This is a genomic window from Leisingera sp. S232, assembly GCF_049800895.1.
In the GTDB taxonomy this organism is placed as follows: Bacteria; Pseudomonadota; Alphaproteobacteria; order Rhodobacterales; family Rhodobacteraceae; genus Leisingera.
On the sequence record NZ_JBNAFX010000035.1, the window covers coordinates 14,985 to 32,982 of the forward strand.

19 protein-coding genes and 1 tRNA gene are annotated in these 17,998 nt (G+C 60.5%); 2 read left to right on the top strand and 18 right to left on the bottom strand.

The window, feature by feature from the left end; translation table 11 throughout:
- Window positions 1–33 precede the first annotated feature (33 nt).
- The 7 genes from rplL to secE all read right to left on the bottom strand — a co-directional run bounded on the left by rplL (window position 34) and on the right by secE (window position 5,046).
- A complete protein-coding gene (rplL, locus tag ACP151_RS17430) occupies window positions 34–405 on the bottom strand; it encodes a 50S ribosomal protein L7/L12 (protein ID WP_424980174.1) in 372 nt (123 codons plus the stop codon).
- A gap of 80 nt (window positions 406–485) precedes the next feature.
- Entirely contained in the window at window positions 486–1,004 is a 519-nt protein-coding gene (rplJ, locus tag ACP151_RS17435; RefSeq protein WP_424980175.1) for a 50S ribosomal protein L10, read from the bottom strand.
- A gap of 399 nt (window positions 1,005–1,403) precedes the next feature.
- Complete coding sequence (gene rplA, locus ACP151_RS17440) at window positions 1,404–2,102, bottom strand: 50S ribosomal protein L1 (RefSeq protein WP_424980176.1); 699 nt, start codon at window positions 2,100–2,102, stop codon at window positions 1,404–1,406.
- A gap of 1 nt (window position 2,103) precedes the next feature.
- Window positions 2,104–2,529 (bottom strand): 50S ribosomal protein L11, encoded by a 426-nt coding sequence (gene rplK / locus ACP151_RS17445; RefSeq protein ID WP_424980177.1) that lies wholly within the window; start codon window positions 2,527–2,529, stop codon window positions 2,104–2,106.
- 304 nt (window positions 2,530–2,833) lie between these two features.
- Window positions 2,834–3,817, bottom strand: a complete 984-nt coding sequence (locus tag ACP151_RS17450) for a hypothetical protein (RefSeq protein ID WP_424980178.1) — start codon at window positions 3,815–3,817, stop codon at window positions 2,834–2,836.
- A 280-nt stretch (window positions 3,818–4,097) separates the two neighbouring features.
- Window positions 4,098–4,631 (bottom strand): transcription termination/antitermination protein NusG, encoded by a 534-nt coding sequence (gene nusG / locus ACP151_RS17455; protein WP_424980179.1) that lies wholly within the window; start codon window positions 4,629–4,631, stop codon window positions 4,098–4,100.
- 217 nt (window positions 4,632–4,848) lie between these two features.
- Window positions 4,849–5,046 (bottom strand): preprotein translocase subunit SecE, encoded by a 198-nt coding sequence (gene secE / locus ACP151_RS17460; protein ID WP_019298606.1) that lies wholly within the window; start codon window positions 5,044–5,046, stop codon window positions 4,849–4,851.
- A 265-nt stretch (window positions 5,047–5,311) separates the two neighbouring features.
- On the opposite strand from secE, the gene ACP151_RS17465 reads away from it, so the two are divergent.
- The gene (locus tag ACP151_RS17465) at window positions 5,312–7,429 is read left to right on the top strand and encodes a tetratricopeptide repeat protein (protein ID WP_424980180.1); all 2,118 of its coding nucleotides are present in this window, start codon (window positions 5,312–5,314) and stop codon (window positions 7,427–7,429) included.
- A gap of 60 nt (window positions 7,430–7,489) precedes the next feature.
- Here the strand turns inward: ACP151_RS17465 and ACP151_RS17470 are convergent.
- Window positions 7,490–7,565: transfer RNA gene (locus tag ACP151_RS17470), tRNA-Trp, on the bottom strand.
- 188 nt (window positions 7,566–7,753) lie between these two features.
- Between ACP151_RS17470 and ACP151_RS17475 the strand changes: the two genes are divergently transcribed.
- Complete coding sequence (locus ACP151_RS17475) at window positions 7,754–8,464, top strand: lysophospholipid acyltransferase family protein (protein WP_424980181.1); 711 nt, start codon at window positions 7,754–7,756, stop codon at window positions 8,462–8,464.
- A 106-nt stretch (window positions 8,465–8,570) separates the two neighbouring features.
- Here ACP151_RS17475 and ACP151_RS17480 read toward each other — a convergent pair whose 3' ends face one another.
- From ACP151_RS17480 to ACP151_RS17525, 10 genes are all read right to left on the bottom strand, one after another.
- Window positions 8,571–8,981 (bottom strand): response regulator, encoded by a 411-nt coding sequence (locus tag ACP151_RS17480; RefSeq protein WP_424980182.1) that lies wholly within the window; start codon window positions 8,979–8,981, stop codon window positions 8,571–8,573.
- Window positions 8,971–10,125, bottom strand: coding sequence for a sensor histidine kinase (locus tag ACP151_RS17485; RefSeq protein WP_424980183.1), 1,155 nt, complete (start codon window positions 10,123–10,125; stop codon window positions 8,971–8,973). The genes ACP151_RS17480 and ACP151_RS17485 overlap by 11 nt, the downstream gene beginning before the upstream one ends.
- Window positions 10,122–10,748: a SpoIIE family protein phosphatase gene (locus ACP151_RS17490; protein ID WP_424980184.1), complete on the bottom strand. Its 627-nt coding sequence runs from the start codon at window positions 10,746–10,748 to the stop codon at window positions 10,122–10,124. Before ACP151_RS17490 ends, ACP151_RS17485 begins: the two co-directional genes overlap by 4 nt.
- Window positions 10,745–11,164: an anti-sigma regulatory factor gene (locus ACP151_RS17495; RefSeq protein ID WP_424980185.1), complete on the bottom strand. Its 420-nt coding sequence runs from the start codon at window positions 11,162–11,164 to the stop codon at window positions 10,745–10,747. Before ACP151_RS17495 ends, ACP151_RS17490 begins: the two co-directional genes overlap by 4 nt.
- Window positions 11,161–11,520, bottom strand: coding sequence for an STAS domain-containing protein (locus ACP151_RS17500; RefSeq protein WP_424980186.1), 360 nt, complete (start codon window positions 11,518–11,520; stop codon window positions 11,161–11,163). Before ACP151_RS17500 ends, ACP151_RS17495 begins: the two co-directional genes overlap by 4 nt.
- A 3-nt stretch (window positions 11,521–11,523) precedes the next feature.
- Window positions 11,524–12,432, bottom strand: a complete 909-nt coding sequence (locus ACP151_RS17505; protein ID WP_424980187.1) for a protoglobin domain-containing protein — start codon at window positions 12,430–12,432, stop codon at window positions 11,524–11,526.
- A gap of 344 nt (window positions 12,433–12,776) precedes the next feature.
- Window positions 12,777–13,808, bottom strand: coding sequence for a GlxA family transcriptional regulator (locus ACP151_RS17510; RefSeq protein WP_424980188.1), 1,032 nt, complete (start codon window positions 13,806–13,808; stop codon window positions 12,777–12,779).
- A gap of 4 nt (window positions 13,809–13,812) precedes the next feature.
- Window positions 13,813–15,777 carry an ABC transporter permease gene (locus ACP151_RS17515; RefSeq protein WP_424980189.1) on the bottom strand — a complete coding sequence of 655 codons (1,965 nt, stop codon included), beginning with the start codon at window positions 15,775–15,777 and terminating at the stop codon, window positions 13,813–13,815.
- Window positions 15,774–16,805: a quaternary amine ABC transporter ATP-binding protein gene (locus ACP151_RS17520; protein WP_424980190.1), complete on the bottom strand. Its 1,032-nt coding sequence runs from the start codon at window positions 16,803–16,805 to the stop codon at window positions 15,774–15,776. The genes ACP151_RS17515 and ACP151_RS17520 overlap by 4 nt, the downstream gene beginning before the upstream one ends.
- A gap of 71 nt (window positions 16,806–16,876) precedes the next feature.
- Complete coding sequence (locus tag ACP151_RS17525) at window positions 16,877–17,824, bottom strand: ABC transporter substrate-binding protein (RefSeq protein WP_424980191.1); 948 nt, start codon at window positions 17,822–17,824, stop codon at window positions 16,877–16,879.
- Window positions 17,825–17,998: the final 174 nt, after the last annotated feature.

Consider the following 17,998-nt stretch of genomic DNA (forward strand, 5'->3'; position numbering starts at 1 on the left):
CCTGATGCATCAACGATGCATCTGAAGACAGGCTTAGGCCACTTCGACTTCGGCGCCAGCTGCTTCCAGCTTGGCTTTGATGTCTTCCGCTTCGGCTTTGTCGATGCCTTCTTTGATCTTGCCGCCAGCTTCGACCAGTTCTTTGGCTTCTTTCAGGCCCAGACCGGTGATGCCGCGAACTTCTTTGATCACGTTGATCTTGGAAGCGCCGGCGTTCTTCAGAACGACGTCGAATTCGGTCTTTTCTTCTTCTGCAGCTGCGCCGCCATCAGCGGCCGCCATGACAACTGCGCCGCCAGCTGCGGGCTCGATGCCATACTCATCCTTCAGGATGGTTTTCAGTTCTTGTGCTTCCAGCAGGGTCAGACCCACGATGCTTTCTGCGAGTGCTTTCAGATCAGCCATTGTATCAGCTCTTTCCGTTTACAGTATGTGTGTTCCAACGTGCGGGCTTTGCCCCACGCCAGTCATTCAGTGCCAACCGCTTACGCAGCTTCCGCCTTCTCTTCGATGGTCGAAAGAATGCTTGCGATGTTGCTTGCAGGTGCGCCAATTGCGCCGGCGATGTTCGAAGCAGGTGCGCCAATGCAGCTTGCGATCTGAGCGATAAGCTCGTCGCGGGACGGCATTTTGGACACAGCTTCGACGCCTGCGCGGTCCAGAGCATTCTCACCCATTGCGCCGCCAAGGATCTCAAACTTTTTGTTTTCCTTGGCGAAACCCTCGGCCACTTTAGCAGCGGACACGGGGTCTTCGGAATAGGTCAGAACGGTCATCCCTGTCAGCAGGTCAGACATGCTTTCACACGGCTTTCCCTCGAGGGCGATTTTGGCGAGCCTGTTCTTGGCAACACGCACGGAACTGTTCGCTTCGCTTGCACGCGCGCGCAGATCCTGCATCTCAGCAACTGTCAGACCGGCGTAGTGGGCAACCACTACGACGCCAGAGCTTTCGAAGATCTGGCCGAGTTCCTCGACCACTTTCTCTTTCTGGGCTCTATCCACAGTTCTCTCCAAGTTTGGGATGACATGCATCCCGGCTCATATTTGCCGGCTCCAAGGAACCAGCGTTCAGGTCCGTTTTACGGGATGAGCCAAAGTCGCCCGAGGGAATGAAAACCCTCGATCTTCCTGGTCTTACCCGTCTCAGGAGGGAAATTAAGACCCGATCGAAAGGCCACCCACCATCTTGGACGAAATGCAAAACAGCGCACGACGAATCGCACGCTGGATTGCACGAGTGTCTTAGAAGGTTTTAGAGAGTTTTCCAACCAGAAATCGGGCGCTCCGCAACGCGGCTGCCCAGGATTTCAAGCGACACCCTAACACAGCCACCCTACAAAGGCAAAAAGGCCCGGACCGCTTGCGCGCTCCGGGCCCTGAACTGGCATTGCCTACCCCGAATTACTCGGCGACAGCGTTGTCCACGTCAACCGTGATGCCCGGACCCATGGTCGAGGACAGGTTGATCTTTTTCATGTAGGCGCCTTTTGCGCCCGACGGCTTGGCCTTGGCCACAGCCGACACAAAGGCACGGACGTTTTCGACCAGCTTGGCTTCGTCAAAGGACGCTTTGCCGACGCCTGCGTGCACAACGCCGCCTTTTTCCGCCTTGAACTGGACTTCGCCGCCTTTGGCTGCTTCCACGGCCGCTTTCACGTCCATGGTCACGGTGCCAACCTTGGGGTTCGGCATCAGGTTGCGCGGGCCCAGGATCTTACCCAGACGGCCAACGATCGGCATCATGTCCGGGGTTGCAATGCAACGGTCAAAGTCGAGGTTGCCTGCCTGAATGCTTTCCATCAGGTCTTCGGCGCCGATCACGTCTGCACCGGCTTCCTTGGCTTCGTCAGCTTTCGGGCCGCGGGCGAACACAGCAACGCGCATGGTTTTGCCGGTGCCGTTCGGCAGGCCGACCACACCGCGAACCATCTGGTCTGCGTGGCGGGTGTCGACGCCCAAGTTCAGAGCGATTTCAACGGTCTCGTCGAATTTGGTGGTCGCGTTGGCTTTCACCAGGGCAACTGCTTCTTCCACGGACAGGTTTTCTTTGCCTGCGAAAGCTTCGCGCGCGGCGCGGGTACGTTTACCGAGCTTTGCCATCTTACTTCACCTCGATGCCCATGGAGCGGGCGGAGCCCAGGATGATCTGCATTGCCGCGTCGATGTCGTTGGCGTTCAGATCTTTCATCTTGGCTTCGGCGATTTCTTTCACCTGGGCCGCGGTCACGGTACCAACGGTTTCGCGCGACGGGGTTTTTGCACCCGACTTAACCTTGGCGGCCTTCTTCAGGTAGTAAGACGCGGGCGGCGTCTTGATGTCCATGGTGAAGGACTTATCCTGATAGTAGGTGATCACAGTCGGGCACGGCGCGCCGGGCTCCATGTCTGCAGTCTTGGCGTTGAACGCCTTGCAGAATTCCATGATGTTGATGCCGCGCTGACCCAGGGCCGGGCCGACGGGCGGAGAGGGGTTTGCCTGACCTGCAGGAACCTGCAGCTTCATCGAACCAACAAGCTTCTTAGCCATTTGGTTGTCCTTTCAACTCGGATGAAACGCGTTTCACCCAGTGGATGTTGCGTGGTCGGATGTCAGGATCGCGATCCCTTGATCTCCCACGAGAGAATCTCGCCCAAAGACGATTGGGCGGCATGTACAGGGGAATGCGGGGGTTGGCAAGTGGGCAGCGGCGCCAAATCCGGCTCTGGCGAGCCGGGGCAAACCAGAGCTGGAAGCGATGGCGCCCGCCCCGCGGCAGGATCATTGGAGCAAAGCGACACATCATGCAGCCCAGCCCAATTGCACATCACGCACCAGCCTCACCACAGCCTGTTCAGACAAAAAGGAAATTGTCTTCCGTCAGCTCGACTGGCTGTTCAAAGGACAAGAACTGCACTCCGTCAACATAGACCGCATCACCGCTTTCACTGATCGAAAGCTCCGCGTCGCCTTCCTCCGCACCTTCGTTGTCCCAGGCAAAGAAAATGTCTCCGCCGAAGGTCTCGAAATCCAGCCTGATGCGGTCCCGAGCAGTGTCAAAGTCCAGGATATGCGCAGCCGACAGACCGGTGGGATAGCTGGTGAACTCTATCACATCCCGCCCCTTGCCGGTGTGCACTGTGTCAGGAGCGAATTTCGTGGAGTAGGAAAACGTGATAAGATCGCGCCCCCTGCCAAGATGGTAAAAGCCGGATGTCTCCCCATCGACCATCACCTTATCCCTGCCCCTGCCAGTAAAGATCTGAGAGTCATCAGTACCAGCCAAGTTCCGGACGATATCATTTCCCCAACCGGTTTTGACCAGCAACTCCTCGGTCTGGCTCGAATTTGCGATCGTGACAGTGTCCCGCCCTGCCCGGGTCAAGATTGTCAAGTTTTCGCCAACCCGATTATGGACCAGCACGCTGTCCGCCGACATCGTTCCCTCAACCGAAAAGTCGCGGGGCGGGGTATCAGCCTGGCTGGACTGGAACGACAGGTTCACTGCAGCGACTTCTGCGCCGCTGAACCTCGCATGGAAGGCCGCCAGATCAATGTCCATCACATCTGCCGCCACCTCCAGCCGGAATTCGACAGTGTCCAATCCGCGGCCCCCGGCGAAATCGACAAATTCGAATCCCTCAGCCGAGCTTTCCCCCTCATAGGGGCGGCGCGTATTCCAAACAAACGTGTCCTGCCCGCGGCCGCCAAAGAACCGGTCGGTCATGTCTCCGTTGAACAGCAGCGTGTCGCCGCCCCTCCGCCCATAAAAAACTTCTCCTTCAACCTCCGTCGAAGTAAAAACATCCCCCAAAACGCTTCCGCGAATTTCAGGCATACGTCCCTCCCAATGCAAAACCTCAAATTCAACTAGTACGTTTGCGCTCAAATTCCCGCGCGCACGCCTTTTCAATCGTCAGATTCTGCATCACCTGCTTTGGGGGCCGGGCTAACGGGGCGCAAAAGTCGCGCCTCGCCCCCTCTGCAAGCAACTAAAAGTAAATGGAAACTTCTCGGCGACCGCCCATCTCAATTGCGCCTGCAAACACAAAAAAACGCCGCGTTGAACCCAACGCGGCGTCTCGTAATCCGTAGCACAGGCGCCTGCCCGCTGTCGGTCACACCTGTTTGGTGACCTGGGTAAAGTCCAGCTCCACCGGGGTCTCGCGGCCAAAGATGGACACGGTGACCTTGAGCTTCTGGCTGTCCTCGTCGACCTCTTCGACCATGCCGTCGAAATCCTCGAACGGGCCGTCGTTGACCTTGACCTTCTCGCCGATCTCGAAATGGATCAGCGTGCGCGGTGCTTCGACGCCTTCCTCGACGCGGCCCAGGATGCCCTGCACCTCTGCGTCGCGCATCGGCATCGGGCGGCCTTGCGGGCCCAGAAATCCGGTGACGCGGTTGATCGAGGAAATCAGGTGATAGCCGCGGTCGGACATTTCCATATGCACCAGCACATAACCGGGCATAAAGCGGCGCTCAGTCGAGACCTTCTTGCCGCGGCGGATCTCAATCACCTCTTCAGTGGGGACCAGAACCTCGTCGATCTCGTCCTCAAGGCCCTGTTCTGCGACAGAGGTGCGGATCTGCTCTGCGATTTTCTTTTCGAAGTTCGAAAGAACGCTGACCGAATACCACCGTTTCGCCATGAACCGTTGTCCTTGTTCTGCCGGGCGGGCCACTTGCCGCGCCGCTGCCTGTTCATTCCGCTGCAGCCCCAAGGCTGCGCTCTCCAACAAAAAGCGGCGTGCAAACCGAATCGCTGCACGCCCGCCTCAATAATCCCTGCTCAGCTACCGCTCATCGCCGCCAAGATCAAGTGCAGCGCAGCAATTGCGGCCCCAAAACCCTGGCATCGCTGCAGGCCTAGCCGAACATCCCCAAAAGCCCTTGCAGGCCAAAGCGGATCAAGAGGTCGACCAGCGCAAAAAACAGCGCCGTCAGCGCCGCCATGATGAACACCATGACCGTGGTCAGCAGCACTTCGCGGCGGGTCGGCCAGACGACCTTGGAGACTTCGGCGCGGACCTGCTGGATGAACTGAACGGGGTTGATAGTTGCCATACTGGGGGTGTCTCTCTGCTAGCAGTCAGGGCGATGTAACCGGTGGCGCTCCTGAATTCAAGCCCGCACCGCCGCCGCGGCCCGCCTTGCCCTCCGCCTCGCAGCCTGATCTGCACGCCCGGCATCGGCGGCGTTGCGCAGGCAGCGCCCGCCCGGTCAATCAAATTTTAATCCACTTGCGGCAAAAATGACTCGAAACCGCCCCTCCCACGGCCCTCTGCGCCGCAGGCGGGGCGTCCTGTGTGATTTACAAAAGTAGGAAGCCATGACGCCAGCATACTCCTTGTCCCAAGCCGAACAGTTTGAACGCGAAGCCCAGCTGGAAGATGCCGCCTTGGCCTATGCCGGCATCCTGTCCCGCAACCCTCGCAACAAGCGCGCGCAATCAGCGCTGGAAGGGTTGCGCAAGCGGCTGGACTCGCAGAGCGACCCGTCGCCGGTGCATCAGGCCGGGCTGGAGGAGGCGCTGGCTGAGGGCCGCCATTTCGAGGCCGCAGAAAGCTGCGGCGCCCTGCTCAAGACCTTCCGCGAATCGCATTTTCTGTGGGAATTCCTGGGCCGCTGTCATCTGGCGGCCGGCCATCTGGACAATGCCGCCACCTGCCTGAACAAGGCGGTCGGGCTCAATCCTCGCGCTGCGGGCACCTATGCCGCCATGGGCCGCGTGCAGGCCGCTCGCGGCGAACTGGACAATGCCATGGCGCTGTTTGACAAGGCGCTGATGCTGACGGCTGGCTGCCTGCAGGCGCTGCACGGCAAGGCAGAGGTGCTGATCCAGCAGGGCCAGAGCCGCAAAGCCGCCAACATGCTGCGCAAGGCCGTGAAACTGGCGCCGCATGATGCCGCATTGCATGTCACGCTGGCGGGCCTCCTGACCCAGCAGGGCGCCGCTGAGGACGCCAAAGGGCATTACACACAGGCCGTCCGCCTGAACCCCACCCTGACTGAGGCCCGGTACCAGCTGGGTCTCCTGCTCAAGGCCGAGGGCGCCTTTGCAGACGCTCTGCCCTGCTTCAACAAGGTGCTGGATGCGAAACCGGCCAACGACCGCGCCCGCACCCAGCGCCTGCACATGCTGGCAGAGCTCAATGACTGGCGCTGGCTGCCAGAGTATGCCGACCACCGCCGCCAGCTGGGCTTACGCAGCAGCGGCTGCGCGCCCGACGCGCTGATGCTGATGGAAGACAATCCCGATTTGCTGCGCGCCCGCGCCCAGTCTTTTGCCAGCGATCTGTTCGCAGAAGCAGAGCTCAGTATTGCCTCAGAGGCCGGACAGCGGCCGGACCGGTTGCGGATCGGCTATTTCTTCGCGGCCTGTGACGCTGACGCCATCCTGGACCAGCACAGTGCAATGCTCGACGCCCACGACCGGACCCGTTTCGACATCCGCCTCTATGCCATCGGCGCAGGCCTACCCGAAGCCGTAGCGCAGAAGGTCAGCGGGCTCAGGGTTCTGGACGCAGGCGCCATGGATCAGATGGCCGAAGCCGTGAAAGCGGACCGGCTGGATGCCGCGGTGGATCTCTCTGGCTATTGCGGCACCTTTGCTCCACGGCTGTTCGCCGCCCGCCTGGCGCCGCTGCACATCGCCTTCTCCGGCTATCCCGGCACCATGGGTGCCGCCGCTTATGAGTATCTGATCAGCGATGCGGCCGCCTGCCCGCCGGGCAGCGAACGTTACCACAACGAACATCTGCTGCGCCTGACGGACGGCCATCAAGCGGTCGCCCCCGCTGCACCAGCCACCGCCCCGGACCGCGCGGCCTGCGGCCTGCCGGCAGAGGGTTTCGTGTTCTGCAGCTTCGCCTCCGGCAGTCGCATCACGCCGCAGGAATTCGATATCTGGATGCGTTTGCTGCAGGGTGCGCCAGGCAGCGTTCTGTGGCTGGCGGACAATGGCGAACATGCCATGTCGAACCTGCGCCGCGCCGCCGCAGCGCGCGGGGTCGACCCGGACCGGCTGGTCTTTGCCCCGGCTGCCAGCCGTGACGATCACCTGGCCCGCCTGCCGCTGGGCAGCCTGTTCCTGGACACATTCACCGTGAACGCCGCCGCCGCGGCGCGCGACGCACTGGCCGCCGGCCTGCCGGTCCTGACCCTGGCCGGTCAGCAATTCGCCGCCCGCACCACAGCCAGCCTGCTGCACTCGGCCGGCCTGCCGGAGATGGTTGCCGCCAGCCCCGAAGCATACGAGGCCAAAGCCGCGGAACTGGCCGCCGACAGCGCGGCGACCGCCAGCCTGCGCAATAAGCTCCGTGACCGGCAGCAGACCGCAGCGCTGTTCAGCCCCGAACGGCTGGCCCGCCAGCTGGAGCGCGCCCTGGACGCCGCCTGCGAACGCCAACAGCAGGGCCTGTCGCCCACTCATCTGGAACTGGAGTGACCGGACACGCCAAACGGCCTGCCCGGACGGGCAGTGCTGTACTGGCGATATGCGGAAAAATGGCAGGGGCATCAGGGTTCGAACCCGAGACCTACGGTTTTGGAGACCGTCGCTCTACCAACTGAGCTATACCCCTGTGGTGCGGCATGTCCTACGGCAGCCGCGCTGCAGAGGCAAGAGGAAAAAATGCATTTTCTTGCGCTGCCCCGACGGTTTGCAGACGGCGGGCTTTGCCCCGGCGCAGCCATGCAGTATGACGGGCAAATACCGGGCAGTAACTGGGGCCAAGGCCCTGTGCCCCCAGCAGGAATGAGCCGTAGCCCCGTGAGCCTCAGAAAAAAAATTGCCGACAGCCCAAGGGTCAACCGCGCCGTCGAGGGCCTGTTTGCCGCCTATGTGCGGTTCGCATTCCGCACCTCGCGCTGGACCCGCTCCGGGTTTGAGGAGATGGATGCCTGCGTGCGCCGCGGCGAGCCGGTGATTTTTGTGCTGTGGCACCAGCGGCTGATCATGGCACCCTATCTGTTCGACACCTCGCTGGGCCGGATCTGCGCCCTGACCTCTGCCGCCCGCGCCGGACGGCTGGCGGGGCAGATCCTGGTACGGCTGGGATTTGAGACCATCCCGATGTCGAGCCACAAGCGCCATGTGGCGCTGTCGCGCGAGGTGCTGCGCCGCACCCGCGATGGCTGCTCCATCGGCATTGCCGCCGACGGTCCGCGCGGACCTGCGCGGGTCTCGTCCACTGTGCCGGTGGTCTGGGCGCGGATGACCGGCTGTCGGGTATTCACCGTAGCCTTTGCCGAAAAAAAGGTGATGGCGCTGCCGACCTGGGACCGGCAGATGCTGCCGCTGCCGTTTTCACGTGGCGTGCTGATGTGCCGCGAATGGACGGACGTGGTGCCCAAGAAACCGGACGATGAACAGGTTGAGACACTGCGCCAAAGCCTGGAAGCATCCCTGGATGCCATTACCGATGCCGCAGATACGGCAGCCGGGCGGCGCAGCGAAGATCCGAAAACCCTGTCGGATTGATCAGACCTGTTCCGGCGCAGCGGACGGCCGCAGGCATGCCAGCCCCGCTGCGAACGCAGGACCTGTTCTGGCCGGCGCTGCCCCCGGTGCGACAGGCACCGACAGCCTATTGCGATCCGGCAACCAGCTCCGCAAGGGTTTCAATATATTCAACGGTCAGGGGTTTGTTGACGAAATCCCGCACAGCATCGAACTGAGCCGCCCGCTCCCGGTCCCGTGGATTGAGGGAGGTGGTCAGCATCACGACAACAGCTTTGGCAAAGCCCGGCCCGAATTCTGCAGTCGCCGCCTCCAGAAATTCAAATCCGCTCATGCCGGGCATATTGATATCCAGGAAAATCAGATCAATTTCCGCCCGGTCTTGCCGCTTCAGATATTCCAAAGCCTCGCTCGCATACTGAAAGGAAATGTGATTGCGCACGACGCCCGACCGCTCAAGTATCCGGCGGTACATAATTTGATCGGCGCGTTCATCGTCGATCAGCATGACCGTCTCGATGATTGGTTTAGCTGTCATATGCACCGCCTGTTACAACAAGGGAGAAGGTAGAGCCACGCCCAGGCGCCGAGGAGAGGTCAATTACCCCCTTATGATTCAGGGCGATGCGCTTGCACAATGCGAGACCGAGACCGGACCCCGGATAGGTATCATGCGTATGCAGGCGCTGGAACAGCGCAAAGATCTGCTTGTGGTATTCGGGCGGGATACCGATGCCGTTGTCGGAAACGGAAATACGCAAACTGCCGGTTGCCGGATCAGCCGTGCCGGAGACACGGATCCTGAGCGGCCTTTCCGGGTCCCGGAATTTTATGGCATTGGACAGCAGATTGTGGAACAGGATCCGCAGCTGAAGGGCATTGCCAGACACGACGGGCAGTTCTGCGGCTTCCAGCTGGACAGCATGGCTTGTGATGTCACCAAGCAAGTCGGACGTCAGGTCTGCAAAAAGCTGGTTCAGATCGACAGGTTCCACCGAAAACCCCCGTTCGACGGTTCTGGAGTAGCTCAGAACGTCTTCGATCAGGTCGCCCATCCGCCCGACAGTTTGCACGGCAAGGTCAATCAGCTCCCTGCCCTCCTCGTCGAACAGACCGCCATAGCCCAGAGACAGCTCGTTGATCAGCATGCCGATGGTATTCACCGGCGATTTCAGGTCATGGGAAATGGCATAGGTGAATTCCGCCTGTTCGCGGTTTGCATGCTGCAGCTGCAGATTCGCCCGCACCAGATCAGAGGCCTTTTCGGCCAGTTCCGCAGTGCGTCCCCTGACCTGGATATCGAGACTGTCGCGTTGCCGCTTCAGCTCATCGCTCAATTCGCGAAGCCTGGCCTCGGTGCCGCGCCTTTTCAGGTTTTCGGCCTGCAGCGACTGGACATTGCTTTGGTAGCCACGCAGCGCCATGTCATAGACAGCGATCACCTCAAGGAAGAACTGTTCCAGCCTTTCAAGCCGCTCCATCGGATTGGCCGATGCATCAAACAGCTCCTGCAGCGCGACGTGGTGGATGCCGCTGATTTCGGCGAGAGAGATACCTTCCTGCAAGGCATCCCGGGCCAGATCATACGCCTGGATCAACCGGGTCTCCTGGCCGAATTCGGCAAAATCTTCCAGAGCAGAAATGTACCGTTCGGCGATATCCTGAGGTTGAACTGTATTCATCCGGCCGCCCCCATCGAGACCGCGAGGACAATGGAGTCATCGCGGGGGTGGGCAAACTGCTCCATGATGGATGCGGTTGTCTGATCCGCAGAGGTCGCTGCCGTGACGTGGGTGCGGTAGGCGCGTTTGATTCCGTCGCTGGTCATGATGATCAGATCATCCGGATACAGCGCATGCTCGGCTTGATGCAGCCGAGGCAGGTTCAGGCCGAGGACACCGCCGCGCTGGATTATGCTTTCATTCGGCCGCCCATTGTCGGCCCGCACCAGCATCCCGTCGATGTCGCCAACAGATGCCCAGGAGAACCTGCCGCTTTGCATGTCGATCAGAACAATTCCCAGGGCAGCGCCCCGGCTGCCTCTCAGGACGCGGTGGCAATCTCTGAACCCGGCTGGCAGATCAAATTCCGCCTGCCTGCCCAAAGCCGCCAGGCAATGTTCGGTCGCCTGCGCAGCCTGCTGACCGCTGCCACTGCCATCGGCAACGGCAAACATGGCATATTGGTCATCCCGGCTGACCAGATAGCCGTCGCCCGATGCGTGTCCGGCCAGTTTTGCCTTATGCGCCACGGACCATGTCAGCTGCCGGTTTGAGCCGGACATGGAAATCTGCCCTCCCGTCATCGGAGCTTCCACTTGACGATGGTAATGGTCACGCCTTCGCCTGGGGTGCTTTGGATATCGAATTCATCCACAATCCGTTTGGTTCCAGGCAGGCCAAGCCCCAGACTGCGGCCCGTCGAGAAACCGTCCGCCATGGCGGCCTCGATATCGTCGATGCCCGGCCCGACGTCCGACACGACGACATGAATACGTGTGTCACGGCTGTTGGTAATCGGATGCATCTCAACTGTGCCACGAGAGGCATAGTTCACAATGTTTCTGGCGAGCTCGGAGATTGCCGTTGCTATCAGCGCCTGATCCGCCTTGCTGAAACCGAGATCCATTGCCATTTGGCGGCCCATCTGACGGGCAAGGACGACATCGCCATCATGCTGCACGTTTACCTGCTGCACCTCGGCTATCGCCGCCCGCTTCATTGAGCGGACCCTTTCAATTCGGCAATCCCTGCATCCAGATCCAGCATCGTCGGAACCGAATCCAGGGTCAGCCCCAGCAGCACCATCGACAGGGCCACTTCTGGCTGGATGCCGACGATCACCATTTTTGCGCCGCGCAGCTGAACCGCGCTGGCAATTTCAGCCAATGTTCTGGTTCCGAAACTGTCGATCACATCAAGGGCGCCGACATCAATGATGACACCATCGGCCTGCCGTTTGACGACTTCATCCAGAATGCGGGTCTGCAGGTTCAGGATATCGCTATCGGTCAGCTCTTCCTGTATTGATGCGATCAGATGGCTTCCCTGGCGAAGAATGGGGACGCGGACTGCCATATTCTAAGCGCTCAGCAGTTTGTCTGCCAACTCCATGCCTTGCTGCAAATCCCCGGCGGTGTTCATGCTCTCGCCGTCAACACCGATCTTGACCAGCGCCTGTGCCACATCGGCCGAGATACCGGTCAGGATCGATTTCGCGCCCATAAGGCGGGCTGCTGTCATCGTTTGGATCAGATGGTTTGCAACTGCGCTGTCCACGGAATCCACACCGGTAATATCCAGCACCACGGCACGGGCCCGGTAGTCGCGGATGCCTTCCAGCATTTGCACCGTCAGGGATCTGGCCCGGTAGCTGTCCAATGTGCCGACGACTGGTATCAGAAGCAGGCCGTCGCGCAGCTTCAGCACCGGGGTCGGCAGCTCGCTCATCTGCCGCTGCTGTGTCTCGATCGTCTTTTCGCGCGCGCCGACATAGGTCTCCAACGCCAGCGCCATATCGAAATGGGCGATCTTCATCAGCGACAGGACAAGTCCGAATGCCTTGGCCGGGTCATCTTCCATCGCGTCCAGAACCAGATGCCCCAGGCGCTGCAGATAAAAGGCATAGGATCCGATATACAAGGTGGGCGTGATGCCGGCGCGTTCATGAATACTGCCGATCCGCCTGCGGTCCTCTGCATAAGCTTCATCCAGATCGGCCGTGACAAGTTCCTGAAAATACCGTTTCTGCCCTTGTTTCACACGGTTGATCTGTTCGTCGTCAGTGAACTGTTTGGCTGCTTCTTCGAAACTGAGAATGTGGGAATAGAAATCATTGATGATCTCGTCGCCGACTCGATCCGCGACCGGTGCCAACTCCCGCACACGCGCCCTGTCTGACGGCGTGATATCGAACCACGACAGAGTGTCTGCGTAACCTTGTGTTTCACTGGCTGCATTCGAATGGGAGGAGGAGATTACTGTGGCCATTGGCATCCCGTTGTTTGCTTTGAGGCGTGCGCGCCAGTCACGAAGGGCGGAAGTGGGTTAATGATGTATACCGAACTACTGTTTTTTCCTTAATGCAACCTAAGGGAATTATTAAATATACAAAAAACAACCATAGAAATAAAAGCCAAAGCCATCAGTTTCCGATAGCTGGCGTATTTCACGAGGCTTTGATGATGTGATCGCACCCAAGCAATGCGCACGCTCCGCCCGCCGGAAGACCACGTTCCAAGCCTAGGTGCGGAGCTGTCCTGTCGCCCCCACCACAACCGTTCAGAGCTGTGGCGCGTGGTCGAAAGCGCTGCCTGGGGCGCTATGGGCTGCTGTTACTGCAGGGCTCGGGTGCTGCGGGCTGGGCGGCGGGTGTCTGGCACAACTGTCTGCTTGCGGTCCTGCACCGGCGTGACGCCGTAAAACTTGCGGTAGTGAAGCGTCAGTGTCGACGAACTGGCATAGCCGACTGCATGGGCAATGTCCGAGATACTGTCCCAGGAGTACAGCACCATTTGCCGCGCCGCCTTCAGGCGCTGGCGGCGGTAGTATTCCCCCGGGCTGAGCCCCGTGGCGGTGCGGAAACTGCGCTCGAGCTGGCGCGGGGAAATGCCTGCCATACGGGCGACCTCGCGGATGCCGACAGGTGTTTCGACGTTTTCAGAGAAGATGGACATGGCCTGTTTGACCGCAGGCGGCATCTGATCAACCGTGCGGCCGCTTTGCAGAACAGGAACCTTTTGCCGGGCACTGCCGCTGCGGATGTCGGCGTGCTGAAACAGGCAGGCGACTTCGTTCACCGCAGCGTCGCCCAAAGCATTGGCGATCAGCTCCAGGGACAGGTCGAACATCGCCGCGGCCCCGGACACCGTGTGTATGGCGCCGTCGCGCACCGCCAGCCTGTCCACCGCTGTGCAATCGGCAAAGGCGGTCTCAAAGGCGGGCCTGTAGCACCAGTGAACCGCGCAGCGCCGACCGGACAGAACGCCGCTGCGGGCCAGGGGAAAGACGCCGCCTGCCGCCGCGCCCAGCGCGACGCCATGGCGAGCCAGGAACCGCAGCCGCCCGGGGCTAGAAACCGGGTCTGCAAACTCGGCTTCCGGCCCTGACAGCAGGAACAGACAGTCGAGCCCCTCTGCCTGAGCAAGGCTGGTGTCTGCAGAAAACGGCATGCCTGCCGACGCCACCGCTTGCGTGCCGGTCTCTGTTATCAAGGTCCAGGAGAACACCTCGCGGCCTGCGATCTCATTGGCGGCGCGCAGGGGTTCCACGGCGGCGCTCAGGCAGGCCAGAGGAAAGCCTGGAAACAGCAGGAAGCCGATGCGACGAAGCGGAGCGGGGCCGAAGTCGCCTGAATGCATAGTCATCGCGTCACTCCAGTCCCAGTGCTTCTTTCTTGGTCCGCGCCCAGGTGGTGATCAGATGGTCGACCATCAGCCCCATGAAGGCGACAGCAAGACCCAGCACCAGACCTTTGCCCACATCGGTGGAGGACAGCGCACGCTGCATTTCCTGACCCAGATCCTGAGTGCCGATGAAGGCTGCAATGATCACCATGAACAAAGAGAACATCACGGACTGGTTGACGCCGACCATGACCGTTGGGAGCGCCATCGGCAGACGTACCTTCCACAGGGTCTGCATCCTTGTCGCACCGGACATGTCGGCGGCCTCGATCAGGGTTTCCGGCACCTGGCGCAGGCCTTCGATGGTGTAGCGGACCAGCGGCACAGCGGCGAACAGCACAACGGCGCCGACCACGGCCACGTCATTGACGCCAAACAGCATGACCACCGGGATCAGATAGATGAAGCTGGGGAAGGTTTGCAGGGTATCGCAGATCAGCAGCGCCAGGCCGGCCCGTTTCTGGTTGAAAGAGCCCCAGATCCCCAGCGGGAAGCCGATAACCGCAGCAATAGAGACTGCGACGACCACGGTATAGACGGTGATCATGGCGCGGTCCCACCAGCCGGAAATGGCGATCAGACCGAAAAAGGCAAAGCAGACCAGAGCTGAGCGCAACCCGCCAATTGCCCATCCCGCGGCGGCCAGCAGGGCCAGAACGGCAGTATAGGGCATCCACAGAAAGGCATCGCGGATCGGGATCAGAACCCAGGTGATCAGGAACCAGCGCAGCCATTGAGTGACCGGGTCGATCAGCACAATGAACCAGTCCGCCACCGCATCAATGGGTTTGGAGATGGTAAAGGCATCACGGCGGCTGACCTGATCCAGCAGAGGGATGAACTGGGCCAGTATGAGAAAGACCAGAGACAGGCCGGCACCAATCAGCAGATACTTGTTGCGCAGGGCAAAGGATGTGCCCTTTTCAAAGTGCTCTGGCTGTTTGGTCGCCCAGGCTTTGGTGCAGCGATCCAGCGTGACCGCAAGCAGCACGATGGTGATGCCGATCTCGACAGAGCGGCCGATCTTCAGCGCCTGCAGAAGTTGCAGCAGTTTCTGCCCCAGCCCCGGCATGCCGATGAAGCTGGCCAGAACCACCATCGCAAGACATTGCATGATGACCTGATTGACGCCGACCAGGATCTCGGTCCGGGCCGTCGGGATGCGCACATGGCGCAGCAGCTGCCAGCGGGTAGAGCCGCACATATGGCCGCTTTCGATGACTTCATGGGGGACCTTGCGCAGGCCCAGCAGGGACATGCGGATCATCGGCGGCACCGAGAAGATGATGGTGACGATGGCCCCTGCCTTGGGGCCGACGCCGATAAAGACGACAACCGGGATCATATAGGCGAAATGCGGCAGGCTTTGCGCGATATTCAGGACCGGGTTCAAAAAGCGTTCAAAGGTTTTTGAGCGCCAGGCGAGGATGCCCATGACGAGGCCGAAGAGGATCGAGAAAGGGGCGGCGACGACGATGACGGACAGGGTCTCCATCGCCCATTTCCACTGTCCCATGACAGCAATCCAGACAAAGGTGCCGCCGGTCAGCAGCGACAGGCGCCAGCCCTGCAGGGCGTAGCCGACGACAAATCCGATGCTGGCGATCACGGTCCAGGGAATGGGGCCGATGCGGGGCCAGCGGTTCTTGCCGTAAAGCAGGTTGGCGGTGACATCGAGCAACCATTCGACCCCGCCGGCAAAGGCGCGGGTCAGGTAGAGAAGCCCCAGATCATCGCGCAAAAACTCAAAGATCGCGTTGATCCAGTCGGCAAAAGGCAGCACCAGCCAGGCTGGCGGCCGCACCAGCCCAGCGGGCAGAACAGCATTGCACACAGCCAGGAGACAGGCGGCAGCAAAGATCGCCCAGCCGGTCTTGGCGCGTGTCCAATTGGCGCCTTTTGCGCTGAGTATCAGGGTCTGGTCCGTCATGAGGCCTCTCCCAGAAGCACGTCGAGCGCCTCCTGGCGGCTCATCGCGCCGATCACGCTGCCGGATTTGCTGGCAACCGGCAGGAAGTCGCGGTTGTCATTGACCAGCAGGCGGGCCAGTTCGGAGATGGTCTGTTTTTCGCCGATGGGCGAGCCGGTCAGGCTGTGGCCGTTCACCTCGCGGGCCAGAACGCCGGCATGCACCACGCGGGATTTCTCGATTTCCTCTGTGAATTTGGCGACATATTCAGTGGCCGGGTTCAGCACGATCTGATCGGGGGTGTCGCATTGCTCGACCACGCCGTCCTTCATGATGGCAATGCGGTCGGCAAGGCGCAGGGCCTCGTCGAAGTCATGGGTGATGAAGACAATGGTTTTGCCCAGCATCTCCTGCAGGCGCAGAAACTCGTCCTGCATCTCGCGGCGGATCAGCGGGTCCAGCGCCGAAAACGGCTCATCCAGGAACCAGATGTCGGGCTCAATCGCCAGGCTGCGGGCAATGCCGACGCGCTGCTGCTGGCCGCCGGACAGCTCTCGCGGGAAATAGTCCTCGCGGCCTGAGAGGCCCACCAGTTCGATCACCTCCAGCGCACGGGCGCGGCGGTCATGGCGGTCCTGGCCGCGCATTTCCAGCGGGAAGGCGACGTTGTCCAGAACGGTGCGATGCGGCAGCAGGCCAAAGCTTTGAAACACCATGCCCATCTTGTTCCGGCGCAGGTCGATCAGCTCCTTTTCGGACATATCGCCGATGTTCTGACCTTCGACCTTGACCTCGCCGCCAGTGATATCGATCAGCCGGGACAGGCAGCGCACAAAGGTTGATTTGCCGGAACCGGACAGCCCCATGATCACCAGCATTTCACCCTTGGCGATGTCCATGGAGACGTCGCGCACTGCGGCGATGTAGCCGGCCTGCCGGATTTCATCGAAGCCGGGGTTACCGGTTAGGGACTTCAGGTATTGTTCCGGTTGGGCACCAAACAGCTTCCAGACGTTTTTGCAGGAAATGACGGGGGTGGCGGCGGTCATAGGTCTACTTTCGTTAACAGAAGTCCGGGGCAGCAGGCTGCCCCGGTGAGTTGGAGAGAGATGTGTGGGGTTCAGGAGCCGGTCCAAGGCTTCCAGAGGCCCTCGTTGTTCTCCAGCCATTCGGTCGCCGCGTCTTCGGGCTCCAGCTCGTCAATATCGACCAGCTTTGCCATCTCGGCGATCTGCGGGTTGGTGAAGCTGATTTGCGTCAGCGTTTCATAGGCCGCCGGCCATTTTTCTTTCATGCCGTCCCAGGCAGCTTTCTTGAGGTAGCCATTGGCGGGATTGCCGCAATCATAGGTGGCGTCGGGGTTCGGGCCGACAGCAGGATCTTTGTCGCATCCTTCAACCCACTGCGGGAACTCCACAAATTCACCCGGCCAGACGGCCTCTGCGAAATTCGGTGTCCAGTTGAAGATCACCACCGGTTTCTTGGTCTTTTCGGCTGCGGCGACTTCGGCCCAAAGCGCCGATGCAGAGCCGGCATTCACCACGGTGAAGTTCATGTTCAGCGCGTCCACCCGCTCTGCGTCATGCTTGAGCCAGTCCACCGGTCCGCCCAGGAACCGGCCCTTGTCGCCTGTTTCCGGCGTTGCAAACACTGCGGCGCAGTCGTTCAGGGCCTCCCAGCTCGGCAGACCCGGGCAGGATTCCTTGGTCCAGGCCGGATACCACCATTCTTCGCGGGTCACCGCATTGTGGTCGCCTGCATCATGCAGACCCCCCTTGGCCAGCGCCTCGTTGAATGACTTGCCAAAGGCGCCTTCCCAGACTTCCAGTTCCAGTGTCACATCGCCCAGCCGCACGGACTCGTACACGGCCTGGCTGTCTGTCGAGACATATTCAACGTTGTTGCCCATCGATTCAAAGATCTGTCCGACAACATGGCTCATCACGATTTGGCTCGACCAGTTGTGGATCGGAATGATGATCGGGTCCGACGAATCCTCTGCCATGGCCATCGGAGCTGCCATTGCCAAGACCGCTGCACTGGCCAGTAGGTGTTTCCGGAATTTCATATGTATCTCCCTGTTTTCGCAGCCCGGGTCCTGATGGCCTGAGCCTAAATGCTGTTTGAAAGCAGCGCTTTCAGACAGAGACGCTAGGCTGCAGATGTGAACAGGTCAGCCCGGCGGGATGAACAGACTGGCCAGAGATGTTAAAATTTGTTAACTGGTGGGAAATCTCACGGG

What these genes read in the sequence shown, in the direction of transcription:
- rplL (WP_424980174.1), bottom strand. Translation starts at nt 405, where the DNA reads ATGGCTGATCTGAAAGCACTCGCAGAAAGCATCGTGGGTCTGACCCTG.
- rplA (WP_424980176.1), bottom strand. Translation starts at nt 2,102, where the DNA reads ATGGCAAAGCTCGGTAAACGTACCCGCGCCGCGCGCGAAGCTTTCGCA.
- rplK (WP_424980177.1), bottom strand. Translation starts at nt 2,529, where the DNA reads ATGGCTAAGAAGCTTGTTGGTTCGATGAAGCTGCAGGTTCCTGCAGGT.
- ACP151_RS17450 (WP_424980178.1), bottom strand. Translation starts at nt 3,817, where the DNA reads ATGCCTGAAATTCGCGGAAGCGTTTTGGGGGATGTTTTTACTTCGACG.
- nusG (WP_424980179.1), bottom strand. Translation starts at nt 4,631, where the DNA reads ATGGCGAAACGGTGGTATTCGGTCAGCGTTCTTTCGAACTTCGAAAAG.
- secE (WP_019298606.1), bottom strand. Translation starts at nt 5,046, where the DNA reads ATGGCAACTATCAACCCCGTTCAGTTCATCCAGCAGGTCCGCGCCGAA.
- ACP151_RS17465 (WP_424980180.1), top strand. Translation starts at nt 5,312, where the DNA reads ATGACGCCAGCATACTCCTTGTCCCAAGCCGAACAGTTTGAACGCGAA.
- ACP151_RS17480 (WP_424980182.1), bottom strand. Translation starts at nt 8,981, where the DNA reads ATGACAGCTAAACCAATCATCGAGACGGTCATGCTGATCGACGATGAA.
- ACP151_RS17485 (WP_424980183.1), bottom strand. Translation starts at nt 10,125, where the DNA reads ATGAATACAGTTCAACCTCAGGATATCGCCGAACGGTACATTTCTGCT.
- ACP151_RS17490 (WP_424980184.1), bottom strand. Translation starts at nt 10,748, where the DNA reads ATGACGGGAGGGCAGATTTCCATGTCCGGCTCAAACCGGCAGCTGACA.
- ACP151_RS17495 (WP_424980185.1), bottom strand. Translation starts at nt 11,164, where the DNA reads ATGAAGCGGGCGGCGATAGCCGAGGTGCAGCAGGTAAACGTGCAGCAT.
- ACP151_RS17500 (WP_424980186.1), bottom strand. Translation starts at nt 11,520, where the DNA reads ATGGCAGTCCGCGTCCCCATTCTTCGCCAGGGAAGCCATCTGATCGCA.
- ACP151_RS17505 (WP_424980187.1), bottom strand. Translation starts at nt 12,432, where the DNA reads ATGGCCACAGTAATCTCCTCCTCCCATTCGAATGCAGCCAGTGAAACA.
- ACP151_RS17510 (WP_424980188.1), bottom strand. Translation starts at nt 13,808, where the DNA reads ATGACTATGCATTCAGGCGACTTCGGCCCCGCTCCGCTTCGTCGCATC.
- ACP151_RS17515 (WP_424980189.1), bottom strand. Translation starts at nt 15,777, where the DNA reads ATGACGGACCAGACCCTGATACTCAGCGCAAAAGGCGCCAATTGGACA.
- ACP151_RS17520 (WP_424980190.1), bottom strand. Translation starts at nt 16,805, where the DNA reads ATGACCGCCGCCACCCCCGTCATTTCCTGCAAAAACGTCTGGAAGCTG.
- ACP151_RS17525 (WP_424980191.1), bottom strand. Translation starts at nt 17,824, where the DNA reads ATGAAATTCCGGAAACACCTACTGGCCAGTGCAGCGGTCTTGGCAATG.